Below are 17529 nucleotides of genomic sequence, written 5' to 3' on the forward strand. Positions count from 1 at the left end.
ACTCGCCGTGATTTGTGTTGTCTCCACCCGAACATATACCGAGACCCGTTCCCGAATGGCTGGTTCTGCCTACCTAAGGAATCATTATAATTTTGATTTTGTAAGTTGATCTCCTATTAAGGTAAATCATCAAGAAATATATTTTCTCACCAAGTTAGTAAAGCTATAGGAGGCAACATCTCATGAAGACTAATTCCACCATGGACATATCGATCATCGTCACTGCTATTTGTTAGAATGGTCCGATGTTTTGCGAAAATGAAATCTTCATCAGGTAGCCGATAGTCCTCGCTTGCACTATCCATTGCTAAGTGGCATCCTTTCGGTTTCTCCCACGGACCACCACGGGCATATCTTGTACCTGATTTGTATGCATCGTAGTTGCTCACTCGGCGTTCATCATCTGCTCTGGTAGCTCCATGGTCACTAATGAGTATGATAGCACCTTCGTCAGATGGATCCAATTCTGGAATTTGTGTGATTTGATGGGCTATATTGTCTTTGAAGAATTGGATTGGAATCTGTCGGAAAGATCGGTCTCCTTGAAGCTGTGAAGTTATACTTGACTGACCGCCAAAGTTGTGAGTCAGCTTATCTGAGAAGTGGTAGATGAGCGATTTGAGCCGTGCCTCCGATTTCATGATCCTTTCTGCTTTCCGTCTCTTGCTGGATACACCAGCCGGGTTCTGATATTTTAAATCGTCTCCGTGTAGTCCAGTGGAATCACGGAACCAGTCCTCTTCATCTGCATTCCCTACGTTGTACAGGTATTTCCCGTACTCATGCTCAAGTTCCCTTGGGGACTTCCCGGTCAATAGAGTATTGCGGGCGTACGGTGTTGCCGTCGGAAGAATCGAGACGTAGGGGTGATCTTCAACTATAGAGAAGGTGTCATTGAGGGTTTCTCTAATACCTAGCCAATGATCAAACCGGAGACCATCAAAGACAATTACATAGACTGTGGGGTAGTCTTCGACTGCCTCCAGAATATATTCGTCTAAGATATCCCAGCTGAGTGTGACATTTGAATCGTGGATCCACGAGAGGTAGTGGTCATCGACTGCGTCACAGAAGCTCTGGTCGGTCCTCTGCCACAGGTCTTCGAACTTCCAGACCAGTTCTTGGCGGTTGATCTCGTCGACGATGTGGCCTAGTTCGGAGAGGTCTTGGAAAATGTCCAACCAGTGGTTGGCATCAGAGATCTCACTGTCTATTTCTTCGTTGATGCTGGCGAAGCGGTTGATGAAGTCAATTGCCTTGGACAGATTATCGACATCGTGATTTGCTGCCTGAAGTTCTGTAAAGACAGTCTCGTGGCTGGTTTCCACTTCCTGTGCTTCTACTATAGAATCAACAGTTTGAGAGGAAATTGATGAAGCCGCGGTAGGCAAAAGAAATCCGGTTGCTGCTTCTGAGGGTGAGGAGTTCCCTGCACGTGTCTGAAGGGTTTCTCTATTGATGTCCCTGTCTGCTTGATTGATTTGATCTTGGAAACGGTCTGGGTCGAGTTCTAAGGCAAGGCCGAGAATTTCACTATAGTCTTCATCAGGTGGTGACTCAAGTAGTGCGTCAACCCAATCAAGGTCCTGACCAAGCGAGTTCAAGCACCGGACAGTCCAGACGGCATTAGCAAATCTTCTACGCTCCTCATCAGACGATAGAACTGGAGCAAATTCCGCTACCTTCGGCAAACGAGATTTTGCTTCAGCCTCAAGAACATCCTGAACCGTGATTTTAAGATCTGTATCATCGAAATCAGATGTCTCGAAGATCCCTTTCTCTGTAGCCAGATTATATTGATCATTGACATTAACCGGGTTCCGGAAATCCACCTCTGAGGCATAGTATAACAGCAGTTCGATGGTCTCTTCTCTATCAAACCGTCCAGTAATCCCGTTCCATTTACAAAACGAGATAAAGTCCTCTATCTGTTCCGAGAGATAGTTGTCAGCAACTGCGTCAAGGATCAGCGGAAACTCTACTTCACGCAGAAGATCTGTCGGAGTAAGTTCGACGGGTGCAGAGATACCCTGTTCGTCAAGGATATCTCCCAACTCTGCTGTGAGCTGTTCGCTATCCCATGTGGAGAGAGCGATGACCATTGGTTGCCCCGTTTCCCGTGAGGATTCATATTCCTCTCGAAAATCTAGGTAGCGGTAGCGGTCGTATGTGATTATCTCGTACTCATAGTGATCAGTTCCAATCTCCTCATGATCAAGTTCATCCAGCAGACCATACTGGTCATCGATAAGAACAACAGGAGAGGCTCTATCAGAGAGAAACCCCGTAACTAACTCCTGAAATGTATCTGTCTTAGCTGAAGCCATGTTCACTGACTCACTTCCTGCTTCACAACCTGTTTCTCAGAATCCTCACCCTCCAGATGGACTCGTGCCATGATGTTCTCAGCCGACACCGACTGCTTCTTTTCGTCGATCTCCCGTTGGATGGCCTCTTGTAGTTGCTCAATCTTTCCGTCAAGCTCGCCTGGAGCAACTGGCTCATCGAACATCTCTGTAGACACGTGGACGTCGATAACCGCGGTATTAAGCTCTTCAATGACCTCGTCAATTTGGCCGACTAGCCCTGACCGGTCATGAGAAGACATACTAGCGACCTCTGAGGCATCTGCAGATAGGAAGTCCTCTAGCCACTCTGCCTCGATACTGGGGTCCTCTTCCGCTTCTTCCAACACGTCCTGCAAACTCGACAACGCCCTCTCAAGATAGCTATCAGGCTTTAAGCTGCTGATATCCGGCTTGTCGAAGGTATCTCCCAGTTCAAATCCGCAACTACAGGTCAGGTTCACGCCCTGAAGCTGCGAACTCACTTCCCTGTTACAGGGCTGTCCTACATCTAACTCTTCTAACTGCTGGCGTAGAGCGGACGCGAGTTCGTTATCCGCAAAGTTGTAATCGACCTTGTTCAGGTCTTGTAGCGCCTTGAACGAGTCCGAGGTTAGCCGGGTTTCAATCTCTGTATTAACCTCTTCTACCTTGTCGTAGTAGTCATGGTGGGCTTGGCGGTACCGTTTCGTATACTGATCCTCGAACTCCTCGACAGTAGATTGAAGATTCCCGGCTGCAACCTCATTTCTGATGACCTTGGGGAAGTCAAGATTATCGCGGACCTCCTGAACATACGAGTCCAAAGAGTCATCAGGCCAGTCTTGGAGAGCCTGGCTAGCTCGGGTGACAATGTTTTCATAGTCACTGAGGAAGACGGACAGGGAATCAAAAGTATCTACAGCATCTTCGAAGTCATCGACACTTCCGCATGTATCGATAACCGTGTCGTACACCTTCTCCAAGTTACCGCCAGCACTGGTTGCATTGTAATCGGCGGTGATGACGGTCTTGAGGTCTTCAAGATCGGACGTGAGCGTGGGATCTTCCTCCACTTCCGACATCAGGCGTTCATATCGGTTAATTCGGTCATCGATGTCGTCAGTTAAATCCTCGAAACGGTCTTGGAGAGAGGTCCAAACAGCGTTGTAGTTCTCCTGTTTGCGTTCTCGGCTGACATCCTCCGATAGAACGATATCTGCTATGTTTACGATATTAGTCCAGTTATCAGGAGCAGTCGGCGTCCTGATCGTCTCTATCTGCTTCCCGAGGTCATTATTCGTGAACTGGGCATCCTCAATGTTGGTGCTGGAGACGACACCGCCCTCAATGATATTGCCAGTCACGGTTGCTTCTAACTTACTCTCCTTCACCAGTGAGAGGACGTAGATCGCAATGATTCGGGAGCTTAGGCCGATTGGCTGTGTCCGCAGCTCATTGTGGATTCGCTGGATAGGAAGACTGTCATCGTCATCTTCCGTCTCCTCCTTCAGAAGCTCAATGATCTTGTCCGTGTACTGATTGTCTGAAAGATCGAGTTCCTGTGGATTCCTTTGGGTGGTAATCTTGAGGCCTTGAGCAAAGTTGTTCGCTGCGCTCTCATACCGGGAATCCATGGAGGTCGTTATCTTCCCGTATTTGACGATGCCCTCCAAGATTTTGTTCGTCTGCTTGTCTTCCCAGACGTTGTTCGAGGGGAAGGTGAGCTCGTTTTCGTTGTAAGTCCGGTTTAGAGGCTCTTGTACGATTTCTTGGACGTTGTTCTCAAGGCTTTGCTGGAAGGTGAAGTCGATGTCCGATAGTTCTGCAGAGAAGGCGTTTCCTTGGCGGAAGCAGTCCTTGATTATGCTTGGAAGCTCCGTCTCCACATCTTCTAACTGGCTTGCCGCCATTTCGCGTTTCTCGCTGGCATGGGGAGCATCGCTTCGCTCGTAGTCAGTAACAAGCTCAGTTAGTGCCTCGTATTCTTGGAGTTTGTTCACTTGGCGGTCGGACAGATCACGGGGGAGCCATGCGACGACACGTTCATCGTCTGCAGTGTCGAGAAGATCTTCGACATCGTCCCTAGCATCAGGGTCAGGGCGTTCTTGCACGTAGAGCCAGAACCGTTGGTCTTCGAAGTCGTCAGGTGTATTGACGCTTTTCCACCCGGTCAGATCTGCGATTGTGAGCTCCCCATCGACCTTGATATTCGTTTTCGTCCACGTGACGCTGAGGCTCTTGTCTTGGTCGACGTCTTGGAAGAGACCATACTCACCTAGTACATCTGCGAAAATGTCCCTGGCGTTGTCCTTGTCTTTCTCTCCGATTTTCTGGTTCTTGTCCTCCTGGATTGTGATTTCTTCTTCGACTTGGAACTCGTACGTACCGTTGTTACTGACGATGTACGGGACCTGGGTAAGATCCTCAAGGACCTCTTCGTAGTAGATAACGTTCCCTTCAGGATCCTCTACCACTTCTCTCATCAGCGAGTTTGCTACACCGTGAGGCGTGATGCCTCGCTTGGAGATCGCATTGAGGAAGAGGACCTTGATCACGTTGTTGGCAAACTCTTGATCCTCTATGGAGGGCAGATAATCTTCGACAGTTCTCTGGTAGTTCGAGTAGAGCTGAGGATGATGGGTTTTTAGGGAGTTAGTAGTTGTATCGCCGTATTCAGCGCCGAACTCATCGAAGAGGTAGTCGGGAGTGATGAGAGTTTGCTCCTTGGCGTGGTGCTGAACGGCACTGTGTAGTGCCTTGATCCCTGTTCTGTTGGTGTTATCGAAGGAGCTTGCCCGGTTAGCTAGTTCAAGGGTTTGCGGTGTGAATGGGAAGATCTCCTTGAAGTCCCCTATACGGGCATCGTCTACCCAGTCAAACCGGTCAGCAAAGTAGGAGTAGTACTCCTCGACGTATCGCTCGTTCTTACACTCCTTTATAACACGGTTGACAGCTATCTCTTGGAACTCGCGTTTCGTCCGGGTGAGAGTGAGGTTGTGTAGCCGGTCCTCGGCAATCAGCTTCCCACGTTGACTGGTAACCCTCTCATTCTGCTCTAATGACTGCTGGGCAGCCATCACCATGGTAAACGGGAACTCGTCTTTGAGATCAGCTAGCGAGAAGAGAACGTCTTCGTCGTTCTTTGCCTCATCACCCCGTCGATTGAGGAACTCAGATATCTCGTCAACGATATAGAAGATGTGATCGAACTCCTCAAGAATCTCATCTAAGGCCAGTTCGAAAGAAGTTCTAAAGTCCTCGTCGACATCCAGGGAGATGCTTTCCTCTCGAAGCCAGGTGCGGATAGCACCCACGAACATCTCCTTGTCCGTATTTTCCCAGGCCTCTTCGTCCCATGTACCGCCAGACTTCTCCAGGTAGTCGAAGAACGCTCGCTTATCCAGAGAAGCATCCTCGAAAGCATCGATGAGCCGGTCGTCCCGGCTTACAGGAAGCTCATTGCCAGTGGCCTCCAGGTATGCATCTTTCGTCTGCTCAATGATGTTTCTGTGCAGACTTTCTTGTACGTCTCCTCCTCCAGCTAAACTGAAGGGGATGACGAGTACATCTTTCTCAGAAATTGGGCTTCCGAGACTGACGAGCGAGTCCCGTTCAAGGTATTCGTAGGCTTCCGGAGTGTGAAGCCGGAAGAGACTGTAGAGGCTTGCGAGGACGTGGCTTTTACCGCTTCCGAACTCGCCCTGAAGCCAGAATGTCCCGCCTTGATCGTCGGGGATTCCAGAGAGTATTTTGACGAGATGTTTTTCGAGTTCGTCTGTGACGATGAAGTTGTCCAGAATATCATCTGGATCTTCTTCGGCGTGTTGAAGGTCGATTGCTCCACGAATCTTGTCGGGAAACGTGATTACCTCGTCGAGAGGTTTGAGTTGATCTCTGGATGTCATTTTTTAACCTGGATAACTGTGGTGAACGGCGTAGTCTCTAATTCTTTACCATTTACGTATATGTGCTGTCCTTCAACCGTGGCGTCGGCCAGCACAACTGCCTTCTTCTCGTTCTGCGCGATCCTCTGAACTGCAGGAATCAAATCGAAGTCATATCGAAGCGCGACCTCAAACCTCTCTAACATTACGAGAGAGGCAGGTTCAAACTGTTCTTGGAGAATAGACTCAGTGGCATCAGAGATCCTCTGACGGATATGCTTAGGTTCGCCAGTAGTTCGTTCTGCCATCACCAACTGCTCGTAATCTTCTTGCTTCGTCACCAACTCACTAACGGATTTATTCAAATTGACAACTGGGAACCCATGTGCGTCCGCTATCTGACCCTTGACTGCTTTGTCAAGAAGATCGCGCTCTCCAACAATCAACCAGACTTCTTTCCCACCGTCGCCTTCAGCGTGGCTCTCCAGAGCATCAGCGAGTTCCGGCAACCGCATCTCGTAATTTGAGAGCTCGGTCATGGTCTACTCACGTGGAAACCCCGTTTTCTGCACCGGACTCAGAGAGTCCAGCCAGCTCCGAGCTGATGTCCTCTGGATTATACCGTAACTTCACTTGCTCCATATCACTGATAAACGAATACTCCCACACGTCGGCATTCCACCCATCATAGATGAATTCCTGCAGGGCCTCATCATCGAACAGGCCTGCACGCCTGGTTAGTGAATTCTGAATATCCTCAACGAAGTACATCTGAGGGTCACCCAACTCGTGGTGGAGAGAATACACAAAAGCCGGTAAGGAACGATTCCCTGTAAGAAGATACCTGTCTTCATCTCCATCCGCCTTCTCGATAAGATTGAACTGAGTGAAGCACCGGAGGATATCCTTCGTAGTTCTCTCCTCGTTCCCTACCTCTTTAGTCTCGAAGAAGTTCTCTAACTCTGACTTCGTAATCGAATTGACATCGTTGAGCTTTGGTGCAAAGAACTCTTCGAGAACCGTGGATAGAACCTTGTTGGACAAAGCGTAGTGATAGAAAATCGCAGACCTGAGTGAGTCATCCGAGAGATTCTTCGCAGACCCTACGAGAGGAGTACTAAGAGGGTCCTCGTTTGCCTCATCGAAGTAGGGATCGTCGACGAACAACCGCTTAGCGAGAATAGCGGCGTACCGCTTTCGAACCTGCTTGCTATTCTGTGGAAGCAGATCTTCCACAACATGCTGCTTCAACGCCTCCAGCGAGTCAAACTCAGAAGCCTCTCGAACAACTTGGATCGCTTCGTCAGCCAGAACCACACTGATATCTTTTCCTTCCATGTGTACTACTCCTGGTCAATGTCCCCTAACGTAGATTGTGCCGGATCGATCTCGGGATCGCTTTCCTCATCGCCTCCGTCTGTCTTTTCGGCCTTGGCCTCGCTGATCCGGCGACGTCGACGGATGTTACTCTGTACGTCATCAGGTAGTTCCTCGATGTCGATGTAGTCGTAGAGGAGAAGTGCGTCTCGGTGACGGTCCTCGTCTTGGAGATACCGGATACCGTACTCCAAGACGTGTAGTGGAGGTGCCTCTTCGATGTGTTCGTTGTTTTCGAGCTTGGAGACAAACTGGTCGACGGCATGTTCTTGATGACCTTCCTGACGTCGCTCGACCTCTAGTTTCTCGTCCTCCGTTTCTGGCAACCGCCACTTCTTACGGTCCTTGATGAAGTTCCGCTCAAGCAGTTCATCGAAGTTCTCCGGTTGCTGATCGACCTCGTTGGTGACAACCTCGTAGAGGTCGGAATACGTGGAGCCACCGTTTTCTTCGAGGTATTCTTCGATAGCGCGTTGGGCAATCAGGTCTGTGGAGAAGTACTCCAGATCGGGGTCGTATTCTTGGTGGTAGTCAGGTGGATGCCACCTGGTCCTGCCACGATCATCGATGTTCTTCTCGTAGTTCTCCTCCAAGATTGATTCCCAGTCGGGACGGAGATTCAGGGCGTTGTTCTTCTTTAGAGTTTTAATCACTTCATGGAAGACTTGTTCTGGGAGGACTCCCCGACCGAGATATCCTGAACGGACGACGTTGTCTATCGCTGTCGTGACCCTCTCCATGATGTCTTTCGGTATCTCCTCGGGAGGGGTTTCGAACTCAGCATCGTCCATAGATTCTGGAAGTTTGAAGTAATTGACAACGGTGTCTCGCCGCTGTGCTTTGTCCTCCTTCATCTGCTTCCAGGATTTCTGCTTCATGTCCAGAGATAGGCTACCATTGTACGGGGTGAACCCGATGTCAATGATGGCGTTGTTGAACCTCTCCCACATAGCAGGATCACTATTGTTGAAGGTAATCGTCACCCAGCGACCAGGCTTGAGTTTAGCGTAAATTTCTTCAAAGACCTCATGAATCTCCTCCTCCCATTTGTCCTCATCTTTGTCCTCTCGCTCACTGCTATCGCTTACGACAATTTCCTTCTGAAAGTCTTCCTCTTCTTCTAACCATGCTGTCCAGAGAAGGTTCACCTCTGCGTATGGAACCGTATCGCCGTATGGCGGATCTATGAAGACGTAATCAATTGATTCATCAGGAATGTCATTGAGATCCCGGGCGTCATCTGTAAATACTCGGGCGTCACTATCTGGATTATAGTCACTCTCAACGAGGTCCTTGAAGTGTTCCCTTGCTTTCCGGACGTAGCGATTATATTTGTTGTCGAAAGAGTTCCAGACATTGATCTCCTTGTTTTTCGGCGGGATGTAATAGGTCCCCTTCATAATACTCGTGTTTGGCCGGTCTTGAGCCATTTTACTCGTATTAGCGGCTATCCCGGTGAAGGCGAAGAGTAGGTGTTGTCGAATAGGACCTTCCTCTGTTTCGTTGACAATAGCCTCTCGGAGCTTCGCTAGGGCAAGTAGGTTTCTTTTGCTATATAGGTCACAAACCCTCATTCCTTCAGAGACGTTGATACGGGAGTTAGGTAGGAGTTCCTTAGTTGGATACCAGTGAGGGTTTTCTTTTTTCTCGATTTCATCAAGGAGATCAACATCTTTTTGATCGATATCGCGCTGTTTGTTGCCTCGCCCACCGCAGCTCGGGCAATCTAATGCAACCCCAACAGGGACACGATCAAGAGCTTCCTGAGTACCTGGCTTAAATTCGTTATCACAATTCGGGCAGATATATTTCGATGTGTAGTCTTTCTTCTCTATCTCATCTAAATTCAGCTCTGACCCACACCGCTTGCATTCGTGAATCTCACTGTACCTCATGTAGGCAATAGTGCCCATAGAGTTGCAGTCAATGCATTTTGCCCGGTACAGATTTTGGATTTCTTCCTTAACTGAATTCTCTACACGCTCGTAGGCATTATCTAGCGCATTGATATCGATTGGAGCAAGATTGTTCTTGGATATCCATGTAGCAGCTGGACTGACATCATTAAGAATAGTTTTCCGCCCACAAGATAGGGCTGCGACACCAGTCATACCACTACCACACATTGAATCAAGTACAACGTCACCTTCCTCCGTCAGTTGCTCAATGAAATACTGTATGGCCGGATAGGGTTTCTTGGTCCAGTAAGTATGAGAATATGCTATTGGATTTGTCCGATCTACTTCATCCTCAATTCCGACTGGAGGTTCCGGATAGGAATCGTAATCGTCGTTAATCAGCGGAGACACGTCCCCATTCTCAAATGCCTCAAATGGTTCAGAGTGGAGATTGCCTTCGACTAGGTTATCTTGTTTTCCAGTCATATTCTAAGGTGTCTCGTTGAGATGGTTAGGGGTTCACGGAAGGATGACTTAAAACCTGCCACAACTGCTGAGAGCACATATACAAAAAACACTACCTTTGGGCGTTCTACAATACGGTTTCCGTGGCATAGCGAATTAGAATTAATATGATTATTTCTATATGCATGATTTTGGCCAACTATTAAATGTCAGGATAAGAATTTTATTGTTTTATTAGTATAATGTGGGGGTTAAAATGATGTATGATAGATATTTCACTCAGAGTTCTTGCACACCACATCACGTAGCTCCTCAAGAAGGTCCTCTCGATTCTCGGCTAGAATCTCGGTATCTTCGTCGATGTTTTCTATTTTCGTACGAATGCGACTGACGACTCGATACTGATAGTTGTCAGAGACCTCTGCTTCCCCTCTTAGAATTTCTCGTTCACGCTCAGTAAGGAGTCCACGATACTGATCATCAACCATATCTCAGGATGGTCGGTCCACTCCCATAGTACTTCTTACTGCCCTCAGTCACAAGATTATAATTTGGCACATGGGTTACTGCCTACAGTAATCTTAAGTGACTGCATGTAGTAATCAGAATTGTGGAAGCTCGGCTCTATAGGGCGAGCCGGTCACAGCAAGTGCCCAGGTGGTAAGGACACCTGAGCCGGGCTCCCTGGAAGAGAACCCATGAAAGAATCAGAAATCCCTACTCAAGAAGCCATCGACAGGATACGGACTGAAGAGATAATACAATTACAACAAATTTCGCTCGGGGAAGGGGCCGCGACATGTTTGGTGTGCGTCACTTCTCTTTGTGAAGGAGATGAGGTTGTTGTGTACGTGTTTCGGCCGGCTGGAGAGGTGATGGTTCAGGTCGGGTACGTTCTGTGCGGTGAGGATCGGGACGGGTATCTGTCGGAGTTTACACTCGGCTTGCGAGAACTGCTCGTCAAGGGCCGTGTTGGTTGGTGCTCTGATGGGGCGATGCAGTCGTCGTGGCCGGTTCTGCTTGCTCCTGAAATATTGGGTGTGAGTGAGGCGGCGACGAAGTCGATTCGGTGGTGTGCGACTGCTGCCGACCAGGCTGAACCAGATGTACCGAGTGCGGAAAGCGAGGTGGGGCGATGATGTCGAGTGACGAGCCAGAACTAGACGCGTCAGATCTCGATATCGAGCTGGAATTCCCACGGTCGCTCGATGAGATGTTGCTGCCGGACGTGTACATTGGGCTCGAAATCGACCTGTTGTCACCTGGCGATGGGATCGTGACGGATCGACACCACGCCTCAGCAGATCGGTATGAGGCGGATGATCCGATGAATCAGATTGAGGGCCAGATTTCGCCGTTCACGTTGAGCGGTTGGCTGCGCCACGGGTGCGAGCAGGTGCTCCAGATTGCTGGTGCGTCGGCGTGTCATCCGGGTGAATCGGACGCGGATTATATGCGTGCGAACGTGTATGAGCGTGATCTGGAGTCCGGATACCATGAGAAGGGGAGTTGTCTCGACGATCACGATGATGGGTGTGTGGTATACGATTTGTTCGGTGGGTTCGGTGATCAGCCGGGGAAGTTGTTGCGTCGTCCGGTGTCGTTTTCGCCGATTCGGAGGAACGTAGATGTCCTGCAAGGTGAGGCGGAGGCTCATTACCGGCAAGTGTCGAATCAAGTCCGGTCGCGGAACGATGAGGACGGTGGGAAGCCGCTTCGGCAGGCGGATCGTGATGTGCTCGGGAACGTTGAGGGGACGTGGAAGTTGACGCTTCGGGAGTTGAAACCGGAGTTCGTCGGGTTGCTGCTGGAAGCCGTATCGTTCCTTGACTTGCATAGTGACGAGTTCGCGTTTCAGGTTGGTGGTGCACGGAATTTCGGCGCTGGGATCGCGGACGTGCGGGTTCTTAACCCGCTGTACTCTGAGCAGGAGGTGCGGCGCGTGTTCAACAGGGCGCAGGCGACGACATCGTCGATGGAGCAGAAGGATGCGGTGTGGGCGTCGGAGTGCCGACCTGAGTTTGTGCGGGCGTTGCAAGCGCGGACGGCGGCGCGTGATGGTGACTTACCGATGCCTGATGGTGGCTCGGGAGGTGAGTCGGCGTGACTGACGATCGTGATTCGACTTCGAATGCGGTGGATGAGCTAAACGAGTTAGCACCGGTGTCGTCGAAGTTACGGCCGGTGCAGGTTTCGGACCGTGACGGAGCGGTGTCTGAGCGTGGTGGAGACGTCGGGCAGTCGGAGTCTGGAGAGCTGAATGAGTTAGCGCTGGTGTCCACGGAGTTGCTTCCTGTTCAGGAGCAGTCGGAGGATGGTGGTGTTGATGAGCGATAGTGGTGGGTCGTCGAGCGCGGGTGTGGATGACGTGGTTGGTGAAGTTGAGCCGATGGTGGCTACGTATCGGCACGACGTTCACAAGGCCAGATCGCGGTCGCATGAGCATGCGGAGGATGTGTTTCGTGGTGTGCGGGTGAACGAGGACGTGCCGCTCGGCGCGGATCATGATGCGGCGTTGTTGAGTCGGCCGCGCGGGAAGCCTGAGCGAACGCTGGATGCGCACGAGTCGTGGTTCCGCGTGTCGTTGCTGACTGGTGAAGTGGTGTCGACGAGCGGGACAGTGGATGATGTCGATGTCGCATTACGTGAGGTGATCGAGAGTGATGATGCGGGCGCGTTGCACGAGGCGTGGTTGTCGAGTGATGTGCCGGCGATGTTCAACGAGTCGCCGTATTACCCGTACACGAGCCTGAAGTTCCACACGTTGCTCGTGGCGGCGTTGCTGGATAATTACCGGGCGGGGTTCGGGTTCGATGAGTTGTTCCTCGCGGTGTCGCTTCGTGACGCTGTCCCGGAAGTTGTGCCGCATCGGACGGTGTTGTCGACGGCAGGGTTCGCGTTGTACGTGACTGGTGACCCAGCTGGGCGACCGGCGGCGCGGCTCGGTTCGCGGCCGGCACGGTCGTTCGCAGACGTGTGGTCTCGGCTTCCAGAGTTCCCGTTCGATGTGGATGCGTCGCGTCGGTGGCGCGTGTTGGATGCGCAGTTGCGGCGGATCCGGTCGTGGTCGGTCGCGTTGCAGTTCATCGAGGAGTACGTTGCGGCGCTAGGCCCGGCTGTTGAAGACGCGGAGGTGGTGGCATGACGGTGGTGCAGCAAGTGTTGTTCGAGTTGGAAGCGCAGTACTTCGGGCACCCATATGCTGTGTCGGGGAACGCGTTGTTCAACGCGATCGCGCGCCGAATGGATTCAGGGGACGCTCGAGCGTTACACGTGAGTCACGGCGTGTTCGTTCCGGGTGAGTACGGTGAGTTCCCGGCTGGTACGTCCCATGAGGGGTACGCGGGGAAACTCGGGCAGTCGCTTCCTGAGGTAGAATCGTGCGATGACTTGTTCATCCTTCGTGACTCGGCGTACCGGTGGTTGTTGGATTCGCGGCCGCGAGATGCGCATAACGCGCACCCGTTACAGACGCATGGTGACCGGGTGGTGTTCGATTCGACGTGCTGGTTCGGTCGCCCGCCTGGCCAGCGGAATCGACGCAGATCCGTGTCGTGGTACGTACACTGCTACTTGCACGCTGATAGCGAGGATGTCCTTCCGTTATCCGAAGAAGTTCTTGACGAGTTGCGGGTCGGTGGTGGTCGGAATTACGGGTTCGGTGCGTTGTCGGTGGCTGATACGCAACTCGTGGATTTGGATGCGCTGGATTACTCGCGGGTTACGGAGGCTGCGGAGCTCGGTGAAGCGTTCTGGGTCGAACTCGTGTCGCCGTACGTGCTGGAGAGTGAGTTCCCGGGTGCTGACTCGCAGTCGGTGCCGTGGTGGTGGGACGTCGACATGGAGGCTCCCGGGACTGGCTCGTCCACTGAGACGATGGGTGGGCTACGTCGTCGGGAGACACGGTTCGTCGACGGCGCGGATTCACATGCCCTGGTGACGGTCGATCACGGGCAGGTTGTCGGCTACGCTGGTAGCGATCCGGTTGGGACGGCGAAAAACGGGGTGTTGCGTATCGGGACGCACTCCAGGTTCGGGTTCGGTGAGTTCCGGGTTCGCCCGGCGAGTGACGATCGTGTGCCTGAGCGTAGCCCTGTCGAAGGGGATGGTGTCGTTGAGGGTGATGCGTAATGTCGGAGTTGACGCTGGTTGCGTTCGATATTGAGACGACTGGGTTCTCGGTGGATGATGAAGTGACGGTTGCAGGGTTCGCGTTCCCGCTGGGGGTTCGCGTGTTTGTCCAGACTGGTGGTCGGGACGCTGGTGGTGTTGCGGAGGTCGTGAAGGAGCGGGTGGAGTGTCACGTGCAATTGTCGACGCACGCGTCTGAGCGGGCGTTGTTGGAGGCGGTCGGGGAGTTCTCGCGTGACCGGTTGGCTGGTGATGACGTGTTGCTCGCGGCGTTTAACGGGGAGACGTGGCGGTCTGGGTTCGATCTCCCGTTCTTGCGGACGCGGCTCACGCGGAACGATGTTGCGTGGCCGTTCGATGAGTTACCGTACACGGATTTGCTGCCGCTCGTGTCGAAACGATTCAACACGACGGTTGGTGAGGATGAGTGCCGGGATCTCGTCGGCGTGTACGACACGTTGTGTGGCGGTTCGGCTGGCGAATTGGATCCGTTTGAGGAGTGCAGTGAGGCCGTCACAGCGTTCGAGAATAGTGAGTTCACACCGCTCGTGTTGCATAACGCGGCGGATGTCCTCAGGGCGCGAGAGTTAGGGTTGCTCGCGGAGCGGTACTGCTCGAAATCGGATTTTAAACTCAAGTCGTTGACTTCGACGAGGTATGGGTGAGGAACGGTCGTTGAGACTGTACTCGGGTGGTGTTGGGTTGTGAACTGCGAATTGAAGCGATACACCAGCAGGTAGTCATCGAGCGGTGTGGGACCGAACACGAATCGATAGACGCAGTACGTAAGAATGGAAGATACTGACCGACGATCTCACGACGAATCGAGTGACGAATCGACAACGAATGGGGACACCAGGGTGCTTGAGCCGGACGCGTGTCACGAAACGGTTGATCCGGAGACACGCGAGGCTGTGATGGAAGAGTACGGGCACAAGTGCCAGCTTTGTGGGCGGTGCGGGCCGGAGGAAAACGGGTTAGCAAAGTTGCACGCACATCACATTGAGCGGAATCCTGAGGACGTGGACGAGCACGACATGGAGAACCTCACGCTGATCTGCCGGGCGTGTCACAGTTGGCACCACCAACAATCGGAGCCGGAGGATGCCCCAGTGGACATTACTGAGGAGGATCTTACTGTTCTGTTACCGCAAGACATCGAGATCTTGCAAGTCCTCGCAGATGACGGGCCAGGACGGACGGGTGACATCGCGGGTGAATTGACGGCCGACTTGTCGGTCTCCGCGGTTCGAGAACGGTTGTGGGTGCTGATGGGGCTCGATAACCGTGTGGAATCACGTGACCGGCAAATCGTCGATAAAGACGTCGAGACGGGCGAGTGGGGGTTAACTGAGCAGGTCGAGAACTCGGCTCGCGGGCACATCCCGGACGATCAGCAACTGTTGTTGCAACGCATGGAGGATGAGCAGGTGCGGCGAGCGCTGGAGCGTGGATGTAACCGGAATGATGTGATCGACGCATTCGGGATTACGCGCCGCACGACGTTCAACAAGATGAAGCGGGCGTACGCGTACGACTTCCCGCTGGATGCGTTCGGTCGCGGTGGGCGTCCATCTGAAGCAACTCGATCGGAACAGGATACACAGGTCACAGAGAGTGAGTCTGACGAGCAGCAACGACTTGATGACGTCACTGAGGAAGAAAGCAGTGATCTGGGAAGGACTGAAACGTGGGGCACGCCCGAACCAGACTCAGATGAACAAACAGCGCGAAATGGTGATCAACGAGACAAGCGATCAGTAGCGGAAGACAGCGTTAGTGAGGAACTGCGGACGCATCTTCAGCAAGCAATCAACTCGCTCCAAGAAATCAATTCAGCGCTCTAACTGAAGAACTGGAGCGAACAACTTAGTGATTTTTGGGTCTGTTGAAAGCCTCAGCGGTTGATACAAATAGCCTGCTAAGTACAGAGGAGTATGCAGCAAGCGGTCGATATTCGCTTTTACGGCATCGATATTGGGACGGCCAGTAAACAATCGAAGGTGTGAAATTGATCGTAGATATTGTACCCATGACAGTCTTTGGGATACTCTTACTTGATGTAGTACCGATACTGGTTGTATGACCCGTCTTGAGGAGGCTCTTGAGTGTCTAAGATACGACCTACAGGAAGAGGAGTACCGAGTTCAAGTCGGGATGGGGGCAAAGCTACAGAGAATCCTTAACGACTACATTGAGGAAGAGACAAACTTCGATTCTCAGAGGCACAAACTGACAAAACGAACATTGATTTCGGCTTTCCAAGACGCTGTTATTGAGGTAGCCGAGGAAACGCATGAAGAGGATGCTCCGAATTTAGACAGTCTATTTCAAGATAAAAAGGGGGAAGTGCTACGTGAAACTCTTGGACATAACCTGATCACATATACCATAGTCTTCCCGTTGAACCTGCGAGAAAGCAGTAAAATACCGGATTCGTTTTCTACACCCAACGCTGATTTTGAGCGGATCTCGGAGACTGAGTGGAGAGAAGAGTATGAGGAACCTGCACGGAATCAGGATGAGACGAGTCTGGTTGCATTTCTAGAGGAGTCACCAAACGACCTTTACGAGAGCGATGGTTTGGGTGGTGTCTTCACGTATTGGAAGACCGAGTACGATTCTCGTGACCACCACTACGCTTTGAGCCGGATTCCAGAGATTGTACGGCTTCTTTTGGGGAAGCTGAATTTTGTTTTGTGGGAACGCAGTGCCGATGTTCCGCAACCTGCGAGTAATGAGCGGCCACCGAATGCCCGGTGGTCTCAGTTGAAGGAACCGTTCGTGTATCTGGTTTTCGATGGTGACGAGTATCTGAATTACTGGCCGTATGATTACGATCTGCGGCGGGGTTCTGAGGGCGGTCGCCGTGATACTGATAAGAGGATGGAGAAGTTCGGTGAGTTTCCCGATCTCTCCGCTGCCCGTGAAGACTTGAGCAGTGTGGACGAGTTCTTGGCGAACGCGATTTTAGCATATCAGGATGGTATAACCGAGTCTTCTGTTCATCAGTCCTTCTTCGCGTTTTGGCGGGGTATCGAGAACTTGGCTCAGGTCGAACGTGGCCAGGCTAAGGAGGTTGCGGTTGATAGAGCGTTGTTCGCATTGGAGAGTATGACTGAGAAGGGCGTGGTGCGAGAGGAGCTTCAGGAGGCTATCAAGGAAATCTATGGTAAGCGGAATGAGCTTGTGCATCAGGGACCTCACACCGGTATCTCTCGGTATCACCGGGCGGCTGCGAAGATTCTCCTTGATGTCCTGATTGAGCTGTATATCTACTATTACGAGGAGGGATACTCTGCGGCAGACTACAGACGATTGCTTGAATACGGTACGAGGTCCGCTGAGGAAAGAGAAGAAACTATTCGGGTGATCAATGAGATCAAAGAGCTCCTAGAGGAAAGTGAGGAGGACTAACATTTCACAAATACCTTCTTTACAAGTCGG

Annotated in this window: 13 protein-coding genes; 7 read left to right on the top strand and 6 right to left on the bottom strand. The window is 51.7% G+C overall.

Annotated elements, in window-relative coordinates; all coding sequences use genetic code 11:
• Nucleotides 1-146: 146 nt before the first annotated feature.
• The 6 genes from MUN73_RS02985 to MUN73_RS03010 all read right to left on the bottom strand — a co-directional run bounded on the left by MUN73_RS02985 (nt 147) and on the right by MUN73_RS03010 (nt 10439).
• A complete protein-coding gene (locus MUN73_RS02985; RefSeq protein WP_250138966.1) occupies nt 147-2327 on the bottom strand; it encodes a PglZ domain-containing protein in 2181 nt (726 codons plus the stop codon).
• Nucleotides 2328-2329: 2 nt separating this feature from the next.
• On the bottom strand, nt 2330-6232 hold the full coding sequence (locus tag MUN73_RS02990) for a hypothetical protein (protein WP_250138967.1): 3903 nt from the start codon (nt 6230-6232) through the stop codon (nt 2330-2332).
• Nucleotides 6229-6750, bottom strand: a complete 522-nt coding sequence (locus MUN73_RS02995) for a hypothetical protein (RefSeq protein WP_250138968.1) — start codon at nt 6748-6750, stop codon at nt 6229-6231. The genes MUN73_RS02990 and MUN73_RS02995 overlap by 4 nt, the downstream gene beginning before the upstream one ends.
• 7 nt (nt 6751-6757) lie before the next feature.
• Nucleotides 6758-7549 carry a hypothetical protein gene (locus MUN73_RS03000; protein ID WP_250138969.1) on the bottom strand — a complete coding sequence of 264 codons (792 nt, stop codon included), beginning with the start codon at nt 7547-7549 and terminating at the stop codon, nt 6758-6760.
• Nucleotides 7550-7554: 5 nt separating this feature from the next.
• Nucleotides 7555-9972 (bottom strand): DNA methyltransferase, encoded by a 2418-nt coding sequence (locus MUN73_RS03005; RefSeq protein ID WP_250138970.1) that lies wholly within the window; start codon nt 9970-9972, stop codon nt 7555-7557.
• A gap of 254 nt (nt 9973-10226) precedes the next feature.
• Entirely contained in the window at nt 10227-10439 is a 213-nt protein-coding gene (locus MUN73_RS03010) for a hypothetical protein (RefSeq protein ID WP_250138971.1), read from the bottom strand.
• A gap of 210 nt (nt 10440-10649) precedes the next feature.
• On the opposite strand from MUN73_RS03010, the gene MUN73_RS03015 reads away from it, so the two are divergent.
• The 7 genes from MUN73_RS03015 (at nt 10650) to MUN73_RS03045 (ending at nt 17499) form a co-directional block, all read left to right on the top strand.
• Nucleotides 10650-11090, top strand: coding sequence for a DUF8112 family protein (locus MUN73_RS03015; protein WP_250138972.1), 441 nt, complete (start codon nt 10650-10652; stop codon nt 11088-11090).
• The gene (locus MUN73_RS03020) at nt 11087-12058 is read left to right on the top strand and encodes a hypothetical protein (protein WP_250138973.1); all 972 of its coding nucleotides are present in this window, start codon (nt 11087-11089) and stop codon (nt 12056-12058) included. Before MUN73_RS03015 ends, MUN73_RS03020 begins: the two co-directional genes overlap by 4 nt.
• Nucleotides 12059-12277: 219 nt before the next feature.
• On the top strand, nt 12278-13096 hold the full coding sequence (locus MUN73_RS03025) for a DUF8168 family protein (RefSeq protein ID WP_250138974.1): 819 nt from the start codon (nt 12278-12280) through the stop codon (nt 13094-13096).
• Nucleotides 13093-14082, top strand: a complete 990-nt coding sequence (locus tag MUN73_RS03030) for a hypothetical protein (RefSeq protein ID WP_250138975.1) — start codon at nt 13093-13095, stop codon at nt 14080-14082. Before MUN73_RS03025 ends, MUN73_RS03030 begins: the two co-directional genes overlap by 4 nt.
• A complete protein-coding gene (locus MUN73_RS03035; protein WP_250138976.1) occupies nt 14082-14747 on the top strand; it encodes a ribonuclease H-like domain-containing protein in 666 nt (221 codons plus the stop codon). Before MUN73_RS03030 ends, MUN73_RS03035 begins: the two co-directional genes overlap by 1 nt.
• Before the next feature lie 126 nt (nt 14748-14873).
• Nucleotides 14874-15929 (top strand): HNH endonuclease, encoded by a 1056-nt coding sequence (locus MUN73_RS03040; RefSeq protein ID WP_382181345.1) that lies wholly within the window; start codon nt 14874-14876, stop codon nt 15927-15929.
• A 235-nt stretch (nt 15930-16164) separates the two neighbouring features.
• Nucleotides 16165-17499: a hypothetical protein gene (locus MUN73_RS03045; protein WP_250138978.1), complete on the top strand. Its 1335-nt coding sequence runs from the start codon at nt 16165-16167 to the stop codon at nt 17497-17499.
• The last annotated feature ends 30 nt before the right edge of the window (nt 17500-17529 follow it).

Source organism: Halosolutus amylolyticus, assembly GCF_023566055.1.
GTDB lineage: Archaea > Halobacteriota > Halobacteria > Halobacteriales > Natrialbaceae > Halosolutus > Halosolutus amylolyticus.